15 protein-coding genes are annotated in these 18993 nt (G+C 65.0%); 7 read left to right on the forward strand and 8 right to left on the reverse strand.

What is annotated here, in order from left to right:
* Positions 1 to 594 (reverse strand): TetR/AcrR family transcriptional regulator, encoded by a 594-nt coding sequence (locus ACUCV3_RS21535; RefSeq protein WP_482241130.1) that lies wholly within the window; start codon positions 592 to 594, stop codon positions 1 to 3.
* A 72-nt stretch (positions 595 to 666) separates the two neighbouring features.
* Here ACUCV3_RS21535 and bdcA point away from each other — a divergent pair, with 72 nt between their 5' ends.
* The 3 genes from bdcA (at position 667) to ACUCV3_RS21550 (ending at position 3817) form a co-directional block, all read left to right on the forward strand.
* Positions 667 to 1380: an SDR family oxidoreductase gene (bdcA, locus tag ACUCV3_RS21540; protein ID WP_279729022.1), complete on the forward strand. Its 714-nt coding sequence runs from the start codon at positions 667 to 669 to the stop codon at positions 1378 to 1380.
* A 172-nt stretch (positions 1381 to 1552) separates the two neighbouring features.
* Positions 1553 to 2743: a chromate efflux transporter gene (gene chrA, locus ACUCV3_RS21545; protein ID WP_279729023.1), complete on the forward strand. Its 1191-nt coding sequence runs from the start codon at positions 1553 to 1555 to the stop codon at positions 2741 to 2743.
* Between the two features lie 87 nt (positions 2744 to 2830).
* The gene (locus tag ACUCV3_RS21550; protein ID WP_279776176.1) at positions 2831 to 3817 is read left to right on the forward strand and encodes a phosphatase PAP2 family protein; all 987 of its coding nucleotides are present in this window, start codon (positions 2831 to 2833) and stop codon (positions 3815 to 3817) included.
* Here the strand turns inward: ACUCV3_RS21550 and ACUCV3_RS21555 are convergent.
* From ACUCV3_RS21555 to ACUCV3_RS21575, 5 genes are all read right to left on the reverse strand, one after another.
* Positions 3814 to 5190 carry an amidohydrolase gene (locus tag ACUCV3_RS21555; protein WP_048938748.1) on the reverse strand — a complete coding sequence of 459 codons (1377 nt, stop codon included), beginning with the start codon at positions 5188 to 5190 and terminating at the stop codon, positions 3814 to 3816. The two genes, ACUCV3_RS21550 and ACUCV3_RS21555, sit on opposite strands and share 4 nt — an antisense overlap.
* 95 nt (positions 5191 to 5285) lie before the next feature.
* On the reverse strand, positions 5286 to 6293 hold the full coding sequence (locus tag ACUCV3_RS21560) for a DUF2279 domain-containing protein (RefSeq protein ID WP_279731648.1): 1008 nt from the start codon (positions 6291 to 6293) through the stop codon (positions 5286 to 5288).
* 228 nt (positions 6294 to 6521) lie between these two features.
* Positions 6522 to 8036 (reverse strand): S10 family peptidase, encoded by a 1515-nt coding sequence (locus ACUCV3_RS21565; protein WP_279731646.1) that lies wholly within the window; start codon positions 8034 to 8036, stop codon positions 6522 to 6524.
* Positions 8037 to 8102: 66 nt separating this feature from the next.
* Entirely contained in the window at positions 8103 to 9380 is a 1278-nt protein-coding gene (locus ACUCV3_RS21570) for an MFS transporter (RefSeq protein ID WP_432215160.1), read from the reverse strand.
* Positions 9381 to 9529: 149 nt separating this feature from the next.
* The gene (locus tag ACUCV3_RS21575) at positions 9530 to 10927 is read right to left on the reverse strand and encodes a helix-turn-helix domain-containing protein (RefSeq protein WP_279731643.1); all 1398 of its coding nucleotides are present in this window, start codon (positions 10925 to 10927) and stop codon (positions 9530 to 9532) included.
* Positions 10928 to 11074: 147 nt separating this feature from the next.
* On the opposite strand from ACUCV3_RS21575, the gene ACUCV3_RS21580 reads away from it, so the two are divergent.
* On the forward strand, positions 11075 to 12667 hold the full coding sequence (locus tag ACUCV3_RS21580) for an isocitrate lyase (protein ID WP_279731641.1): 1593 nt from the start codon (positions 11075 to 11077) through the stop codon (positions 12665 to 12667).
* A gap of 243 nt (positions 12668 to 12910) precedes the next feature.
* Here ACUCV3_RS21580 and ACUCV3_RS21585 read toward each other — a convergent pair whose 3' ends face one another.
* Positions 12911 to 14719 (reverse strand): DUF885 domain-containing protein, encoded by a 1809-nt coding sequence (locus tag ACUCV3_RS21585; RefSeq protein ID WP_279731639.1) that lies wholly within the window; start codon positions 14717 to 14719, stop codon positions 12911 to 12913.
* 478 nt (positions 14720 to 15197) lie between these two features.
* On the opposite strand from ACUCV3_RS21585, the gene ACUCV3_RS21590 reads away from it, so the two are divergent.
* Positions 15198 to 15476 carry a hypothetical protein gene (locus ACUCV3_RS21590; protein WP_482241131.1) on the forward strand — a complete coding sequence of 93 codons (279 nt, stop codon included), beginning with the start codon at positions 15198 to 15200 and terminating at the stop codon, positions 15474 to 15476.
* Positions 15477 to 15560: 84 nt separating this feature from the next.
* Here ACUCV3_RS21590 and ACUCV3_RS21595 read toward each other — a convergent pair whose 3' ends face one another.
* Positions 15561 to 15983, reverse strand: coding sequence for a hypothetical protein (locus ACUCV3_RS21595; RefSeq protein WP_482241132.1), 423 nt, complete (start codon positions 15981 to 15983; stop codon positions 15561 to 15563).
* A gap of 753 nt (positions 15984 to 16736) precedes the next feature.
* Between ACUCV3_RS21595 and ACUCV3_RS21600 the strand changes: the two genes are divergently transcribed.
* The gene (locus tag ACUCV3_RS21600; RefSeq protein ID WP_279730213.1) at positions 16737 to 17423 is read left to right on the forward strand and encodes a glutathione S-transferase family protein; all 687 of its coding nucleotides are present in this window, start codon (positions 16737 to 16739) and stop codon (positions 17421 to 17423) included.
* A gap of 99 nt (positions 17424 to 17522) precedes the next feature.
* Complete coding sequence (gene leuC / locus ACUCV3_RS21605) at positions 17523 to 18974, forward strand: 3-isopropylmalate dehydratase large subunit (protein WP_279730212.1); 1452 nt, start codon at positions 17523 to 17525, stop codon at positions 18972 to 18974.
* Positions 18975 to 18993: the final 19 nt, after the last annotated feature.

Raw genomic sequence — 18993 nt, forward strand, 5'->3', positions numbered from 1 at the left:
TCAGGGTTGGGCCAGGGCCGCTTCCAGCGCGAGACCGGCCATGTCGGCAATGGCGAGCAGCCGGTCGAGCGGCTTGCCGTCGCGGGCATCGGACGACAGGCCGGACATCACCGCCACCATATAGTCGGCGACCGGCAGCGCCTGGTCGGGATGGCCGGGGGCCAGATAGTCCCGGACCCGATCGACGCTCCTGTCCTTCCAGCAGCGCGCCTGTGCGGCGGCGGTGGCGTCGGCGCCGCGTGCGGCCTCCAACACCATGCAGCCCGGCGCGGCCGGATCGGTGGCATAGATGCGGGCGGCGGTGCGCAGCAATTCGGTAAGGGCGGCGGCCGGCGGCGTGCCGGGCCCAAGGATATCGTCCACCGGCAGGGCATTGCGGGCGTAGCGCGCCAGCACCCGGTCGAACAGGGCCGCCTTGTCACCGAAAGCGGCATAGAGGCTGGGCGGATTGATCCCCATCGCCTGCGCCAGCGCGGCGACGCCGACGCCATCATAGCCATGTTGATGAAACAGCGCCTGCGCCGCAGAAAGCGCGGCGTCCTCGTCGAAGGAACGCGGGCGGCCCCGGCTTTTGGTTTTTTCTTTAATGATCATTACAAAAATCCTTGACGGGCGCGATCGGTGATTTATATAGCGATCATTACAAATTTAGCAAGGAATTGTCCCATGACCGATTTCACTGCCAAGAAAGTCCTCGTCCTCGGCGGCAGCCGGGGTATCGGTGCCGCGATCGTGCGGCGTTTTGCCGGTGACGGCGCGGATGTCGCCTTCACCTATGCCGGGTCGCAGGATGCCGCCACGGCGCTTGCCGCCGATGTCGGCGCGCGTGCCATCCGATCCGACGCGGCCGATCGCCAGGCGGTGATCGACGTGGTGGCGGGCGAGGGCGCGCTCGACGTGCTGGTCGTCAATGCCGGCACGCTGGTGCTGGGCGACCCGCTGACGCTGGACGCCGATGCAGTCGACCGGATGATCGATATCAATGTCCGCGCGCCCTATCATGCGGCGGTCGAGGCGGCCCGGCAGATGAATGAGGGCGGCCGCATCATCGTCATCGGTTCGGTCAATGGCGACCGCATGCCGTTCGAGGGCGGTGCGGCCTATGCGCTGACCAAGTCGGCGCTGCAGGGCATGGCCCGTGGCCTGGCCCGCGACTTCGGCGCGCGCGGCATCACCGTCAACATCATCCAGCCTGGCCCGACCAATACCGACATGAACCCGGCCGATGGCCCGATGAGCGCCACCATGCACGGCTTCATGGCGATCAAGCGCCATGCCACGGGCGAGGAAATTGCCGGGCTGGCCGCCTATCTGGCAGGACCGGAAGCCGGCATCATCACCGGCGCCATGCATACGATCGACGGCGGCTTCGGCGCCTGATCGGCCATTCGGGAGGGGCGGCTGAACGGCCGCCCCATCCTGTTGCGCCGCCTCTTTTCTTCGCGGCGCGCGATGCTATGATGAGCGCCAACGGGCCGTGCGGGCGCCCGTTCAGGCGATGATCGTCCAAGTTCCGCTCCATAGGCCGCGCCTGCGGCAGGAGCCGATGACGATGACGACACTGGATGATGGTCCGCCGCCGATCCGCCTGTTCCCGCTGTTCCTGAAATTCCTGCGTTTTGGCTGCCTGGCCTTTGGCGGGCCGGTCGCGCAGATCGCGATGCTGCGTCAGACCTTGGTGGAGGAGGAACGCTGGCTGTCCGGGCCGCGCTTCAACCGGCTGCTGGCAGTGATGCAGATATTGCCGGGGCCTGAAGCCCATGAACTATGCGTCCATATGGGCATGATGGCGCGCGGGCGGATCGGCGGGCTGCTGGCGGGGCTGGGCTTCATGCTGCCCGGTCTGCTGCTGATGCTGGTCGCCGCCTGGCTCTATCGCGACTGGATTGCCGGCGCGGGCTGGGCGCTGCCGGTGCTGTTCGGCATCCAGTTGGTGGTGCTGGCGATCATCGCGCGCGCGGTGCAGCGGATCGGCGGCCATGTGCTGGAGGACCGGTTGCTCTGGGCGCTGGCGGTGGGCGCCTTTGCCGCGACTTTGCTCGGCACCCCTTTCTGGATTCCGTTGCTGGCGGCGGGGCTGATCCATGCCTTTCGGGCGCGGCCCATGGTCATTGGCGTGGTGCTGGTCGGGGCGGTCTTGTTGGCGCTGTTGCTGCACAAAGGAACAGTGGCGGTCGCGCCCATCCCGATGGCGGCTGGTGCCGCGCGTCCCGACATTTTGCTGTTGTTCATCGCCGGGCTGAAGGGCGGACTGCTCACCTTTGGCGGCGCCTATACCGCCATTCCCTATGTGCGCGGCGATACGGTCGGGCGCGGCTGGCTGTCGGACGGGCTGTTCCTCGACGGGGTGGCGCTGGCCGGCATATTGCCTGCGCCGCTGGTCATCTTCGCGACCTTTGCCGGCTATATGGTCGGGGGGCTGGGGGGCGCGCTGGCGATCACGGCGGGCATGTTCCTGCCAGCCTTCGCCTTTTCCCTGATCTTCTATGAGCGGCTGGAGGCGCTGGTCGAAAATCCGGCGCTCCACCATCTGCTGGCCGGGGTCGCAGCGGCCGTGGTCGGGGTGATCGCGGCAACGCTGGTGCAACTGGGCTGGGCGGCGGCGATGCGGGCGGACCGGCTCTGGGCGGCGGGCCTGATCCTGCTGGCCGGCGTGCTCTGTGCCTGGCGGATCAAGGGGCGGTGGAGCATGCCGGCGATCATCGCGCTGGGCGGTGGCGCGGGCTGGCTGTTGCAGCCCTGACAGGGGCGCCATGCAACGGTTCATCGCAGCTTAAGCACGGGAGGCGGAAGGGCGGCCTTTCCGCCTTTCTTCCCGGACATATGCGTGATGCCGTCGATCGAAACCTCCTGGCCCCTCGCTGAGCCTGTTGCCGCGCAGACGGCGCGTCCGGTGCCGATCGTCACGCGACCATTGGCGATCCGGCGGCATTTTCTGGCGGCGCTGGGTGTGAGCATGCTGCTGCTCGCCCTGCTGCTGGACATGGCGGGCCTGCGCATCGATTTCTGGCAGGTGAGCAGCATCGCCTATGGCGCGGCGGCGGCGCTGTTGCTGGCGCTGCGCTTCGGCCTGCCGCGTAGCGGCTGGCGCCATGCCGGGACGGTGGCGCCATTTGCCACCTATGTCGGCCTGTTCACGCTGATCTCGGTCATGGGCGCGGCGGCCAGCTATCCCGTGGCGGCGCTGACCCATGGCTATGCCGATGCGACCTTGCAGCGGATCGACGAAGCGCTCGGGTTCGACTGGCTCTATTGGTATCGGCTGACGGCGTCGCACCGGACACTCCAGTTCCTGGAAACGGCCGCCTATCGCAGCATCTATGTGACGCCGGCCCTGCTGCTATGGTGCATGGCGCGGGCGGGCGAGCAGGAACGGGCCTGGCGCTTCATCGCGACCTTCTGGCTGGCGGCGGTCATCACCCTGATCCTGTTCAGCCTGATGCCGGCGGTCGGGCCATTCTCCTACCTGTGGCACGAACCGATCCGCTACATGCCCGAAAGCGAGCTGTGGCAGCAGGGGCTGATCCCGGCGCTGCGGACGCATGCGGTCCATGCCATCGACCTGGGGCAGTTGCGCGGCATCGTGTCGGCGCCCAGCTTCCATACCGCGGCGGCGGTGCTGTATATCGCGGCGGGGTGGCGGATCGCGGCGCTGCGCTGGTCGATCGTCGTGCTCAACGCGGCTATGCTGCTGTCCACGCCGGTCGAGGGCACCCATTATCTGGTCGACATGATCCTGGGGCTGGGCGTGGCGCTGACCGCGCTGGCGCTGATGGACATGCATCGGCGCCGCTGCGCGGTCAGCGACCAGGCTTAGTCCTTCTTGAGGATATCCATGGCGAGGACGGTCATCGCCTCGCTGGCGGTGGCGATCACCTTGTCGGCCTCCGGCGCCCAGAACGGACTGTGCAGCGAGGGCAGGGTGATCTGGCCGGCCTCGGCTGCCGCCATCTTGTCCGCCGGCACGCCGCCGACCCAGAAGATGAAGCTGTTGATCGACTTGTCGGCGCGGTAGAAGCGGCCGAAATCCTCGCCGCCCATCACCGCCGGGGTCTTGACCACGCGGCCCTCGGCGAAATGCCCCTTGAGCAGCGCGCCCATCTGTTCTGCAAATTCGGGCGGGTTGTAGGTGGACGGGGTAAACTCGTCCTTGACGCTGACCACCGGCATCTTGTCGTCGGGCACGCCCGCCGCAATCGCCTCGCCACGGGCGATCCGCTCGATCCCCTTGATCAGCTTGGCGCGGGTCTCGTCCGAATAGCTGCGCACGGTCAGGAGGAGCAGCGCCTGGTCGGGGATGATGTTGTGCTTGGCGCCGGCCTGGAAGCTGCCGACGGTGACGACGGCGGGATCCTGCGGATCCTGTTCGCGGCTGACCAGGGTCTGCAGCGAGGTGACGATGCGCGAACCCAGCACGATCGGGTCGCGGGTCGTCTGCGGATAGGCGCCATGGCCGCCCAGCCCCTTCACCACGATATCGACGCTGTCGACATTGGCGAGGGCATAGCCCGGCGTATAGCCGACGACGCCGGCCTGGAGATTGGCGGCGTCATGAAAGGCGATGGCATGGGTCGGGCGCGGGAAGCGGGTGTAGAGTCCGTCCTCCAGCATGTCGCGCGCGCCCTTGCCCACTTCCTCGGCCGGCTGGAGGATCATCACCAGCGTGCCCTTCCACTTGTCCTTCTGGCTCGACAGCAGCTTGGCGGTCTCGATGAAGGCGGTCATGTGGGTGTCATGGCCGCAGGCGTGCATCACGCCGGTTTCGACCCCCTCGGGCGTCTTGGTGCGGACCTTGGACGCGAAGTCGAGGCCGGTCTGCTCGACCACCGGCAGGCCGTCCATATCGGCGCGGATCAGCAGCACGGGGCCCGAGCCATTCTTCATCACCGCGACGACGCCGGTGCCGCCGACCTTCTCGGTCACGTCGAACTTCATCGCTTTCAGTCGCTTGGCCAGCTTGGCGGCGGTGTTCACCTCCTGCAGCGAAAGCTCGGGATTGGCATGCAGGTCGCGATAGAGCGTCATCAGCCCCTCCATGTCCCTGGCGATCAGGCCAGGCAGTTCGCTCTGCGGCGTGGGCGTCGGCTGGACCATGGCTGGCTGAGCCGGCGGCGGCGCAGCCGGGGTTTGGGCGACGGCGATGGACGAAAAGCTGACAGCGGCCAGAAAGGCCGTGAGCGCGTGGCGCATATGATTGAATCTCCCTTGCTAGGCAGGAGCATAGGGGGATTTTACGGGCGTTAAAGGGGGATTGTTACGGTGCTGGCCTGCGCGCGCGGCAAGGTTCAATAATAGTCATAGATGCCAGTATAGGGGAGCTGGAAATAGTTGAGGCCGCTGCCGATCATGCGGCCGACGCGCGACCGGCTGTTCTTGAAGAAGAGTTGCTTGATGTTGAGCGCGACGCCGAAGAAGATGTCGCGTTTCGGGGGGATGCCGGCGGCGCGGTCGGCAAGGGTGAAATCCTTGCCGCGATAGCCGACCTGCAATTCGACGAGCCGTAACGGGGTAGCCTCCAATTTCCTGAACCCGGCCAGTTCGAGCGACAGCAGGAAATGCTGCTGTTCATAATGGCGCTTCCCCTTGAAGCTGTAGACGTTGGAATTGGGCACCATCATCAGCCGGAAATCCAGCTTCTCCTCCAGCCCCGGTACGGTGTGACGCAGCACCGAGAAAGCGGCACCGGCAGTATTGAAGGCGATATCCTGGTAGGAAAAGCCGCTGTCGCTCTTATGCCCATCCCATAATTCGCCGTAGAATTGCAGCGCGGTCGACAGCAGGGCGGCCGGCAAGGCGGCCGCTGCCCGGTCGCCGGTCTTGCGGGCGATGCGCGCGCCCAGAAATTCGGCGAAGAGATAGGCATTGAAGGCGTGCGTCAGCTTGTCGATGCCAAGATTGTTGGTGTTCTTGCCGAACCATCCTTCATCCTTGAAGTGAAAGGATGTCGTGTCGTCGGTCCAATAGGCCTGGGTCGCGGTGATATAGGCGAAAAGCCCCAATGTTTCCCATTTGGCCGCCGCCATCCGGTTGCCGAGCGAGCGATAGCGGTCGGGATCGATTGCAGCCGGGCTATCTGTATCGACGACGATGGATGGACCGACACTGTCCGGCAGTTCGGTTTCCGGCTTTTTTTCCGGCGTGAGGCTGGCGAGATCGAAGGAGATGGTCTCGTTCACGGTCAGGGCGGCAGGCGATGCCGTTTCGCCTGAACCATGTGCGAGCGGGGAGATGTCGGCGCTTTCCTGGGCGCGGACTTGCGACGGTGCGACGGTTGCGAGAAGCGCCGTCAGCATCGCAGCGCGTAACGATCGCCCGCTTGAGCCTGCATGGTCCGATTGTCGCGCCAACGCCCCTTGCCCCTGTGAAAAGACAAAGCGACCCTTGTTCTGGAAGACATATTATCGGACGGGCGGCAGCGGATATATTCGTGTGAAATGCCTATAGGCGGGCAGGAATGGCGATGGATGGTCTCGCAGGCGAAGACAGCGCCCGCCCGGCTGTTTTCCGGGCGGGCGGCATCATCATCGCTGCGAGATGAACGCCCGGATATCCGCGCTCAACTTTCGCAGGTCATCGGGGCGGACATACATCATGTGGCCGGCATCATAATAATGATACTGGATCCGCGCGGGATCGAAGCCGGTGCGGCTCATCGCGTATTCCGCGCCGAAGAAGGGGGTGGCGAAATCATACCAGCCCTGGCCGACGAACACCTTGAGCCCGCTATTCTCGCGCAAGGCTTTGCTGAGATAAGGCGCGACGCTGGCATAGACTTCGCTGTCGCGTCCGCGCTGGCCCTGCAGCTTCCAGTCCCAGCCGCTGACCCCGCCGATCGTCACATAGCTGCGGTCGGTCTTGTACTTCAGCTCGTCGCGGGCATAGCTGTTCATCGCCGCGGTATAGGCGCCGTCGATCGCGTAGAAGCTGGGGTCATTGTCCGGCTCCTCGCCGGCCGCATCATAATCCTTGCCGGTGTAGCGGGTGTCGAGGCGGCCGATGGAGACGCCGCGATCGCGCAGCAATTCCTTGTAGAAACGGCCGGGCGAGATGCGCAGCTCGGCATGGTCGACAAATTGCTCCGACAGGCCGGTGAGGCGGGCGAGTTCAGCACGGACGCTGGCGCGTTCCTGGTCCGACAGTTGATTGCCCTTGAGCAGCGCGGCGGCATAGGGGCCGATGGCAAAGGCGCGGGCCTGCTGGGCGGCTTCGGCCACGGTGGCGGGCGGATTGCCCATTTTCTTGTGATACCAGGCGGTCGTCGCCATCGAGGGGAGGTTGAGGATATAGGGCATTTCATTGCCCTGCACCTCGGCCGAGGCGCCGAAGTCGAGGATCGACGAGATCAGGATGATGCCGTTGACCGCGACGTCGTTATAGCTGCCCTCCAGCTCGTTGATCAGCGCGACCGAACGGGTGGTGCCATAGCTTTCGCCGCCGATGAACTTGGGCGAGGACCAGCGGCCATTCTCATTGAGCCACAGGCGGATATAGTCGGCGATCGACTTGGCGTCGGCGGAGACGCCCCAATAATCCTTGGGATCCTTCTTGCCGATGGCGTGGGAAAAGCCGGTGCCGACCGGATCGATGAAGACGAGATCGGTGACGTCGAGCAGCGATTCGGCATTGTCGACCAGCGGATAGGGCGGCGCGCCGTCATCCTGCGCATCGGGGAGCACGACGCGCTTGGGGCCGAAGGCGCCCATGTGCAGCCAGAGCGAGCCCGAGCCGGGGCCGCCATTATAGAGGAAGGTGATCGGGCGCTTCTTGTCGCCGCCATCCTTGACATAGGCGGTGGCGTAGATCGCCGCGAGCGGCTTGCCATCCTTGTCCTTCAGATAGGTTTCGCCGGTTGTCGCGGTGTAGCTGATCGCTTTGCCGCCGAACACGCCCTTATGATGGGTGACCGAGACATTGGGGGCGGGCACGCCAGCTTCGGCGGCCGGTGCCTCATCCTTCTTCTTCCCGTCGTCCTGGGCCTGGACGGCCATGGGCATGATGGCCAGCGCGAGCGCGGCCAGCGAAATCGTCAAACGCATTAAGGATGCTCCCCTTTCTTTTGTGGCGCATGCGCTAGCGGAGAGAGGGCCATGCGGGAAGGGGGCTCAGCAGGGCTGTTGTCGCTTTGGCGCGCTTTCGGGCAGGCGCCAGAGCACCGGCAATACGCCGAGCGCGACGATCGCGATCAGCCATCCGGGCGCGGACGCCCATCCGCTTGCCTGCGTCAGCTGGTGCGACAGATAGGGGGTGAGGCCGCCGAACAGCGCCGTCGCGCCGGTGGCGCCAAAGGCGAGGCCGCTCAGCCGCCCTTCGCCGGGAAACTGCTCGGCCGTGGCCACGGCGCCGACCGCGCTCACTGCTCCGCCCAGTGCCGCCAGCAGGGTCGCGCCCAGCAGCGCGCCGCCCAATGCACTTCCCTGGGCCATAAGGGCAAAGAGCAGGGCCGGCAGCGCCACACCGGCGAGCGCCAGCGCGACCAGCACCGGCCGCCGCCCGATCCGGTCGGACAAGGCGCCGACCAGCGGCGTCACCAGGATCACCACCAGCGCCGCCAGCGTCGAGAGTGTCAGCGCATCGGCCTCGCCCATGCGGCCGGTCCCGATCAGGAAGCTCGGCACATAGACGATGCCGACATAATAGGTGATCGACCCCAGCGCCGAAATGGCAAAGCCGCGGCCGATCGCCGGTCGATAGGCGCGCAGGCTGAGGCGCAGGGGCTGAGCCGGGATGCTGCCACGGGCGCGCTGCGCCAGGAAATCGGGCGATTCCTCGATCCGCGACCGCGCCAGCAGGATGAGCGCCGCCAGCCCCGCGCCGACCAGGAAGGGAATGCGCCAGCCCCAGTCGGCCAGCGCCGCCTCGTCCAGCAGCGCTACGGTGAGGGCGGACAGCGCCACTGCCAGCAACCCGCCGACCTCGCTCGCCGCCGACGCCAGGGATGTGATGAGGCCGCGCCGACCGGGCGGCGCGCCTTCCAGCAGATAGGCGACGACGCCGGTATATTCGCCCCCGACCGAGAAGGCCATGACACAGCGCAGCGCCAGCAGCAGCCATCCCGCCATCGCCCCGACCTGCGCCTGCGTCGGCAACAGCGCGGTCGCCAGCATCGCCGCGCTCATCAGCGCCATCGACAGCAACATGGTCGGCCGCCGGCCATGGCGATCGCCGATATGGCCAAAGACGATCGCGCCCAGCGGCCGCATCAGATAGGCGATTGCAAAGCCCGCCAGCACATGCCCCACGCCCGCCGCGCCGCCGCCATAGAAGATGCGCGACAACAGGGTGGCGAGATAGAGATAGAGGGTGAAGTCATACCATTCGACGATGGTCGACAGCCCGGCAATCGCCAGCGATCGCTTAGAGAGGCTCTGCGGTGACCCCATCGGCGGCGTTTCCTCATCCATCAGAGCCTACCCCCCAATCCGTTCGCTTCGAGCCTGTCGAGAAGCGGCAAGCGCCGACCTTCATGTCCCGCTTACCCCGTTTCTCGACAAGCTCGAAATGAACGGAGGCAGGTAAGCGCCTCATCTGCCTAACCATCGGCAAAGCCGAAAGGCGCCCGCGTCCGCCGATAATCGTCGGGCAGCATGTCGCGGCCGATCGGCGGGGCGGACCGGGCCATGCACTGGCTGCGGTGGCACAGGCGGCAGGTGACGCCGATCGGCGTCGGCGCGGGGGCCGGCGCATCCTGGCTATAGATCAGCCGATGGGCATGGTCGGCCGCGCAGCACAGTGCGATCGCCCGCTCCACTTTGGCCGCGCCCCAACTGCCGCCGCCGGCGGTGACGGTGCGTGCGATCGAGAAGAAACGCTGGCCGTCGGGCAGTTCCAGCCATTGCGTCACCACCTCGCGCGGGGTTTCGAACACGCGATGCACCGACCAGAGCGGGCAGGAACCGCCATGGCGGGCAAAGGGAAAGCCGGCCCCGTCCAGCCGCTTGGAGACATTGCCGGCCGGATCGACCCGCAGGAAGAAGAAGGGCACGCGCTCCTGCCCCGGCTTCTGCAAGGTGGTGAGGCGATGCGCCGCCTGCTCGAAGCTGACGCCGAACTGCCGGGCCAGCGCCTCGACATCATAGCGCCTGGCCTCCACCGCCTTGGCGAAGGCGGCATAGGGCATCAGGATCGCCGCCGCGCCATAGCTGGCCAGCGCCCGCCGGGCGAGCCGCCGCCCGCTCTCGCTGGCGAACTGTCCGTCCTTCAGTAGCGTATCGAAGCCCTTGCGCATCTCCAGATAGGCGATCTGCAACGCCAGTTGAAAGGCCGAGCTGGCGCTGTCCAGCGCATCGTCCAGCAGCACCGCGTCACGATGCCGGTCGAGCCGCCGCATCGATCCCGCCATCACGTCCGACGGCAATCGCCGCACCCGCAAATTGTGGCGGGCCTTGAGCCAGCCCGACAAGCCACCCTCGGCCTCCGCTTCCGCCGCCAGCTTCTCGGCCGCATCGTCGAGCAGCGGAAAGCTGTTGCGCCGCGCAGCGATGAAGCGCCGCGCCTCCGCCACCGGATCGGCGCCATCCTCCTGCGGCTCCGCCTCCGCCCCCCGGTCCGCCAGCGCCAGATGCTCCTCGCGATAGCTGGTATAGAGCCGCAGCAAAGCCTCTGTAATGCCCGGATAATTGACCGCGACATCGCCGGTCGCCAGTTGCGGCAGGTCGATATCGGCGAACATCGGGTCTTTCAGCACCGCCTGCAGCCGCGCCGTTTGTTCCGCGCCGCCGTCGCCCGCCACCTCGGCCATGTCCAGCTTGTAGGTGCGGGCAAGGCGCAACAGCATGTCGGCGGTCAGCGGTCGCTGGTTGCGCTCCAGCAGCGCGACATAGGAGGCGCTGATCTCCAGATCATTGGCCATGTCGGCCTGGGTCAGGCCCAGCTCGCGCCGCAATCGCCGCAATCGCGGCCCCATATAGACGGGACGATCCTTGGCCATGACACCGACTCCTGTACGCTCTTTACAACTTTACAGCAGATTTTTGTAAAGATCGACAACTGGACTTTGGCAGGGGTGCCGCACCCCATTTCCTGTGTCTACTTCGCTGTCATTCTTTCTTGCAGCTCACCCCGAGGGAATGACGACATGACCTATCAAAGTGAAATCGCGAAGGCCGACACGCTGATCGGTGGCCAGGGCCATTGGGACGGCATCGCGCCCGAATCCGTCGCCCGGATGCGCCTGCAGAACCGGTTCCAGAGCGGCCTCGACATCGCCCGCTACACTGCAAAGATCATGCGCGCCGACATGGCCGCCTATGATGCCGATCCGGCCAACTACACCCAGTCGCTGGGCTGCTGGCACGGCTTCATCGGCCAGCAGAAGATGATCAGCATCAAAAAGCATTTCGGCACCACCAAGGGCCGCTACCTCTATCTTTCGGGCTGGATGGTCGCGGCGCTGCGCAGCGAGTTCGGCCCGCTGCCCGACCAGTCGATGCATGAAAAGACCAGCGTCCCCGCGTTGATCGAGGAGCTCTACACCTTCCTGCGCCAGGCCGACGCCCGCGAGTTGGGCGGCCTGTTCCGCGATCTCGACAAGGCCCGCGCGGAAGGGGACGAGGTCCGCGCCGCCAAGCTGCAGCAGCAGATCGACAATTACGAAACCCATATCGTCCCGATCGTCGCCGACATCGATGCCGGCTTCGGCAATGCCGAGGCGACCTACCTGCTCGCCAAGAAGTTCATCGAGGCCGGCGCCTGCTGCATCCAGATCGAGAATCAGGTCTCGGACGAAAAGCAGTGCGGCCATCAGGACGGCAAGGTCACGGTCCCGCATGAGGACTTCCTCGCGAAAATCCGGGCGGTCCGCTACGCCTTCCTGGAACTCGGGATCGACGACGGCGTGATCGTCGCACGTACCGACTCGCTGGGCGCGGGTCTCACCAAGCAGATCGCCTTCACCCGTGAAGCGGGCGACATCGGCGACCTCTATAATGGCTTCCTCGATTGCGATCCGGTCGATGCCGGCGCGATCGGCCATGGTGATGTTCTCATCAGCCGCGATGGGCAGTTGCTGAAGCCCAAGCGCCTGCCGTCGAACCTCTATCAGTTCCGCGCCGGCACCGGCGAGGATCGCTGCGTCCTCGACTGCATCACCGCGCTCCAGAACGGCGCCGACCTGCTGTGGATCGAGACCGAAAAGCCGCATATCGGCCAGATCGGCGGGATGGTCAGCCGCATCCGCGAGGTGATCCCCAATGCCAAGCTGGTCTATAACAATTCGCCCAGCTTCAACTGGACGCTGAACTTCCGTCAGCAGGTGTTCGACGCCTGGGGCGAAGCTGGCAAGGATGTCAGCGCCTATGACCGGGCGAGGCTGATGAGCGCGGATTATGATGCCACCGACCTCGGCATCGAGGCGGACGAACGCATCCGCACCTTCCAGAAGGATGCGGCGCGCGAGGCGGGCATCTTCCACCACCTCATCACCCTGCCGACCTATCACACTGCGGCGCTCAGCACCGACAATCTCGCCAAGGAATATTTCGGCGAGGCCGGCATGCTGGGCTACGTCAAGGGCGTGCAGCGGCAGGAAATCCGCCAGGGCATCGCCTGCGTGAAGCACCAGAATATGGCCGGCTCCGACATTGGCGACGACCATAAGGAATATTTCGCCGGCGAAGCCGCGCTCAAGGCCGGCGGCGCCCACAACACGATGAATCAGTTTGCGGCCTAAAGGCCGCGGGGGAACCAGTTTGCGGCCTAAACACCGCAGGCGCCCCATCTTCCCGGCGATATCCCGATGCTTGTCGGGAAGATGGGTTCCGCAAGCGTAACAAGCATGGAAGATTAGGGTTTCGCGGCCGGGGCCGTGAAGACAGCCAGTTCGCGGGGAATTCGACACTCCTCTCGCGATTTGGGTGGAAGGACCCTCGACGGCCCGGTGGCGCACCACCGGGCCGTTTTTTTACCTATCGGTTCAGGCGATCCCCGCCCGCTGGCGCACCGCCTGCTTCAATATGTCGAGCGGCATCGCGCCCAGCGTCAGCACCTCGTGGAACTGCTTGAGGTCGAACTTGTCGCCCTGCGCCTTCTTCACTTGCTCGCGCAGGTCGTTCCACACGGTGTGGCCGATCTTGTAGCTGCACGCCTGACCCGGCCAGACGGTATAGCGGTCGATCTCGCCCTGGCTGCGGCCGCGCGCGATGCCGGTGGTGGCGATGAGATAATCGGTCGCCTTCTCGCGGCTCCAGCGCTTGGCGTGCATGCCGCTGTCGACCACCAGCCGGGTGGCGCGGAACAGCAGCGACTGGAGATAGCCGACCTGGCCCAGCGGATCGCCCTTGTACATGCCCATCTCGTCGGCGAGCTGCTCGGAATAGAGCGCCCAGCCTTCGGAATAGCCGCTGTAGAAGCCGCGGCGGCGGATCATCGGGATCGAATCCGATTCCAGCGCCACCGTCACCTGCAGATGGTGGCCCGGCACAGCCTCATGATGGGTCAGCGTGGCGAGGCCGAATTTCGGCCGGTCGAACGTGTCGCGCAGGTTGATAAAATAGATGGCCGGCCGCGACCCGTCGAGCGAGGCATTCTGATAATAGCCGCCCGGCGCGCCCGCCTGGATCGTCACCGGCACGCGGCGCACCTCGACCGGCGCCTTGGGCACGGTGTTGAACGCCTCGCCCAGCCGCGCCTGCATCGCCTTGATCTGGCTGTTGAGCTGTGCCAGCAGCGCCTCGCGGCCCGGATCGGTATTGGGGTAGAGCTGGTCGGGGCGCTTGTTGAGCGCGACCAGACGGTCGCCGACCGTGCCCTGGCTCATCCCTTCGCCCTTCAGGATCGCGTCGATCCGCGACGAGATGCTGGCAACTTGATCCAGGCCCATCTGGTGGATCTCGTCGCCGGTCAGCCGGGTCGTAGTCGCAGCCTCGGCGGCGGCGGCGTAGAAGGCCTCGCCATCGGGCAGGCGCCAGCAGCCGGCGTCATGCACCGCCTTGGCGCGCAATTGCTGCACCAGCGCGCGCTGGCGATCGACGGCGGGGAAGACCTTCTCCGCTACGATCTTTTCCGCCTGCGCCGCGCGTTCGGGCGGCAGGCCGGCGGCGGCCAGCTTCTTGGCAAAGCTCGCCACCAGCACGGTCTGCGCGGCGGGCTGGTCGCGCAGCGCCGCCTGCATCTTCATCGTCGTGTCGAGAATATAGTCGGGCGCGAACACGCCCTTGGCCGCGTCAGCCTTCTGCCGCTCCAGCTCGCCGTCCATGCTGACGGGAAAGGCTTCGAGCCGCGCCAGATAAGCGTCGGCATCGGCTGCGTCCTTCACCCGGTGCTGGCTGTCGAGGAAATCGGGCGTCTCGCGATAGGAGCCGGTGAGCTGGCTCAGGATATAGGGCGCATAGCGGCCTGCCGTCTCGCCATAGGCGAAACGTTCGCCACCCACGGCGCGGTCGAGCTGATAGGCGACGACATCATAGTCGAGCTGGCTGGCCGGGCTGAGCGCCGCGCGATCGAGACCGGCAAGCTGCTTCGCCTGCGCCTTGCTGCGGGCCAGATCGCGGGCCGCGCCGGCAGCGCTGGTGTCGCTGAGCTTGCCGCGCAGCGCGGCGCGGGCACCGATGTCGAGGCCAAGGCGGGTCGCCTGTTCCGGGCTGTCGTCCAGCCGCTCATAGAAGAAGCCGTCCAGCATGGCGCGCAGGCGGGCATCCTGCGATCCCGGCTGCGCAAAGGCGCGCGGGGCGGATGCGGCCAGCGCCGTGGCGCCGCTGGTGGTGAGGAATTGGCGTCGGTTCACGAAATGCTCCCTGTTCTGGCCCTGGCGCGAACGGTCGCCCGCCCGCCGGGGTCGCCTTAGTGCCGCGCCTGCAAGGGCTTGGCTATTATTTGTTTTACCGCGATTTCTTAATCAGCAATCGATGCCGATTGCTTGGAAATCGCTCTAGGGGGGAGGGGGAAATGACGCGACAGTTGAAAGTTCACACCGTCATGCGTCGTGATTTCGGGGCGATTTTGGCGACAACGCGCCTGTCGCGCGCCGGTGAAGCGACAGTGGAGCGACACTGAAGCGACACTGGGGTCACACCGAAGCGACAGCGACGCGACAGTCAGGCGACAGCCGGGCGACATTTACCGACCGATCGGCCCCCTATGTCGGCGGATCGGCGCGAGCGGATCAGCCCGGCGGGCGGCGTGGAGCGCCAGCGCATTGGCCCAGCAGCGGTCGAAGCCGGTGCCCGCGAGCCTCGCGCAGCCGGTGGGCGCTGGAACGGGACATGCTGACCATCTGCGCGGCATGGCTGATTTTGCCGGTTTCGAGCAGCGCGGCGAGCGGAGGAGGAAGAGGCTGGTTCATCCAACAGGATAGAACAGAAAAAGCCCTGTGTAGGAAAGAGCTGCGGCGGGAGGGAGGGATAGCTGTCGGTCTGGAAGCGACCAATGTCGGTCATCTAACCTGCCTTTCGTCGCACTCCGAAGCGGACGGTTTTCACTTCTCCGAAACAGCCGCGTTACCGATAAATCCGAAGTTCAAGCGTTCAAGCGCGGAGGCGTAGCCGACTATCGCTAACAGGTTAGAATAGCGTTCCATAAAATCCGCCGGGTTCTTATCGTTGTGAGGCGGATCGAAGACAATGACGTCACCAGAAACTCGCAACGCGGTGCCGGGCTTTTAAGCCCCCATGTGTTTCGAGGGCCTTCGCGTATTCGCGCAAATTTTGGAATTTCCGACGTTCTGGAAAAGCTTCCAATAGGCCCTTTTCTTCGAGAGACGCCTTGAAGCCATCCAAAACCTGCGAACGAGCTAGTTCGGAAGCATATTCATTGTAAGCAACATGCATATTTCGATCTTCAAATGTTACGATCTCGTATCCAGAAGCATCTTTGATGCATTTGAAACGATCCACATTTGCACCAGCATTTGGTCGAATTACAATTTCTATGCTTTGAAGATGAGCCTCATATTTGACCGATAAGCCCTTCGCATTAAGGCCGCACTCAATCAATCGCTGCTCAATGACCTGTTCTTCTGAAGGAGGCAATGCTGGTGACATATCAATCATACTGCGACGTTCTCCGATGCACATATGACCGATAGCTTCTAACCCACCGAAAAACACACGATTTCGGACAGGTGAATAGGCAATTCAGCGGGTATTATGACGTCGCCAGCATTGCTCAGTGTTGTGGAACCAAGAGTCACTGGCGGATTGAGGATGTGTCCGACAACCTCGTTTAAGGGCTTTCCGGCATGGCAAAATGACCTTTATCGGCCTACGCTTTCCCGTAAGCCGCCAGTCAGCTTCCCACCCTTATTCGTCATTCCCGCATAGGCGGGAATCCATCTCCTGACCTTGCATCTGGTCCCGCGCTGGTGAGATGGATCTCCGCCTCCGCGGGGATGACGGCATAAAAATGGCCGTCCCCTGATCCACCCGTTCGTGTTGCCCAGCAGATCGAAATCAGGGTGCCGAAAGCCGCCCAGCCGCAACCGATCAGAAGCGCTCATTCCTTCTCCCGCTGGCGGGAGAAGGATAGGAAGCCTTGCCGGCAAGGCCGGCCAGGCGAAGTTGGATGAGGGGCGCTTGTTTTAGAAGGCCCTCACCCTCCCACGCCTATGGCGCGGGCGCCTCCCTCTCTCGCGAACGGGAGAGGGTAAGCAACCGGTCCGCTTCCCACTTGCTCGTCAGGCGCGCGCCGAGCTTCCCCGTCCTGCCTGATAAGCTGAGCTTGTCAGACCCGTGGATCGTTCCGCCTGTCGGGCCGTTTCCCGTTGCGCTAAGGGGACGCGCACCACGCACAGGGGAGATTGATCGATGGCCTATACGCTCATCACCGCCAACCGGAATTATTCGAGCTGGTCGCTGCGGCCCTGGCTGCTGATGAAGGGGCTGGGGATCGATTTCGTCGATCGGATCGAGCCCTTTGCCGCGCCGGTCAATTACAGCGCCTTTCGCAGCTTTTCGCCGACGGGACAGGTGCCGGCGTTGATCGATGGCGACCGGACGCTCTGGGATTCGCTCGGCATCCTCCTCTATCTGGCCGACCGGCATGAGGGCGTCTGGCCTGCCGATGCCGATGCGCGGGCCTTTGCCCAGTGCGCGGTGGCGGAAATGCACAGCGGCTTTTCCGCGCTGCGTTCGACCTGCACGATGAATGTTGGGGTGCGGGTGGAGCTGAACCTGATCGAGCCGGCGCTCAACAAGGATATCGCCCGGTTGCGCGAACTTTGGGAGCAGGGGCTGGCGCGCTTTGGCGGGCCCTATCTGGCCGGCGCCGATTTCAGCGCGCTCGACGCCTTCTATGCGCCGGTCGCCTTCCGGGTGCGCAGCTATGGCCTGGATGTCGGGCCGATCGCGCGCGGCTGGGTCGAGACCATGCTGGCCCATCCGGCGATGCGCGAATGGGAACAGGCGGCGCTGGCCGAAAGCTGGCGCGAGGAGGGGCATGAGGCGGAACTGGCGGCGGTCGGCCGCGTGGTCGAGGATTATCGCGCGGCGTAACATTATTGCTTCATCCTTGCGAAAAACGCACATTTTCCATCGCAAGGCCTGTTTCTCCCCCTTTCCCCTGGCGCCTTACGGGTCTAGGGGGAGGGGACCATGGTTAAGCCACGCACCCTCTATGAGAAGATCTGGGACGCGCATGTCGTTGAACGGCGTCCCGATGGAACCTGCCTGATCTATATCGATCGTCACCTCGTGCATGAAGTGACGAGCCCGCAGGCGTTTGAAGGACTTCGTCTCGCTGGACGAAAAGTGCGCCGGCCGGACCTGACCCTTGCGGTACCCGACCATAATCTGCCGACCACGCCGCGCCGCGACGCCGATGGCCATCGCATCCCGATCGCCGACCCGGAAAGCGCGCAGCAGTTGGCCGCGCTGGAGCGCAATGCGCCGGAGTTCGGCGTGCGCCTGATCGGCGACGCGGACCCGGAACAGGGCATCGTCCATGTCGTCGGCCCGGAACAGGGCTTCACCTTGCCGGGCACTACCCTGGTCTGCGGCGACAGCCACACCAGCTCGCACGGCGCGCTGGGCGCGCTGGCCTTCGGCATCGGCACGTCCGAGGTCGAGCATGTGCTGGCGACCCAGACGCTGCTGCTGAAGCAGTCCAAGACCATGCAGGTCGTGGTCGAGGGCGAGCTGGGCTATGGCGTCACCCCCAAGGATGTGGCGCTGGCAATCTGTGGCACGATCGGCACCGCCGGCGGCACCGGCTATGTCATGGAATATCGCGGGTCGGTGTTCCGCGACATGTCGATCGAGGGCCGCCTGACCGTCGCCAACATGTCGATCGAGGCGGGCGCCCGGTCCGGCCTGTTCGCGCCGGACGAAAACACCTTTGCCTATATCGAAGGTCGCCCGATGGCGCCCAAGGGGGCCGACTGGGATGCGGCCGTGGCCTGGTGGAAGACGCTGCACACCGATGAAGGCGCGGTGTTCGACAAGACGGTCGTGATCGACGCGGCCGACATCGTCCCCAACGTCACCTGGGGCACCAGCCCCGAGGATGTAGTGCCGGTGACCGGCGTGGTGCCGGATCCGGAAAGCTTCGCCGATGCGTCGAAGCGCGCCGCCGCGCAGAAGTCGCTCGACTATATGGGCCTGTCCGCCGGACAGAAGATGGAAGATGTCGCGATCGAGCATGTCTTCATCGGCAGCTGCACCAACAGTCGGATTGAGGATCTGCGCGCCGCCGCCGGCCTGCTGAAGGGGCGGCATATCGCCGCCGGCATCAAGCATGCGATGGTCGTGCCGGGGTCGGGCCTGGTCAAGCGCATGGCCGAGGCCGAGGGGCTGGACCGCATCTTCCTCGACGCCGGTTTCGAATGGCGCGAGCCGGGCTGTTCGGCATGCCTGGGCATGAACCCGGACAAGGTGCCGGCCGGCGAACGCTGCGCATCGACCAGCAACCGCAATTTCATGGGCCGTCAGGGTCCGGGGTCGCGCACGCATCTGGTCTCGCCGGAAATGGCGGCTGCTGCCGCGCTGACCGGCCGGTTGACCGACGTGCGCGCATTGATGGGTGAAAAAGAGGGGATGGTCGCATGAAGAAGGTATTCTGGGTGCT

The organism is Sphingobium sp. VMM, assembly GCF_056790315.1.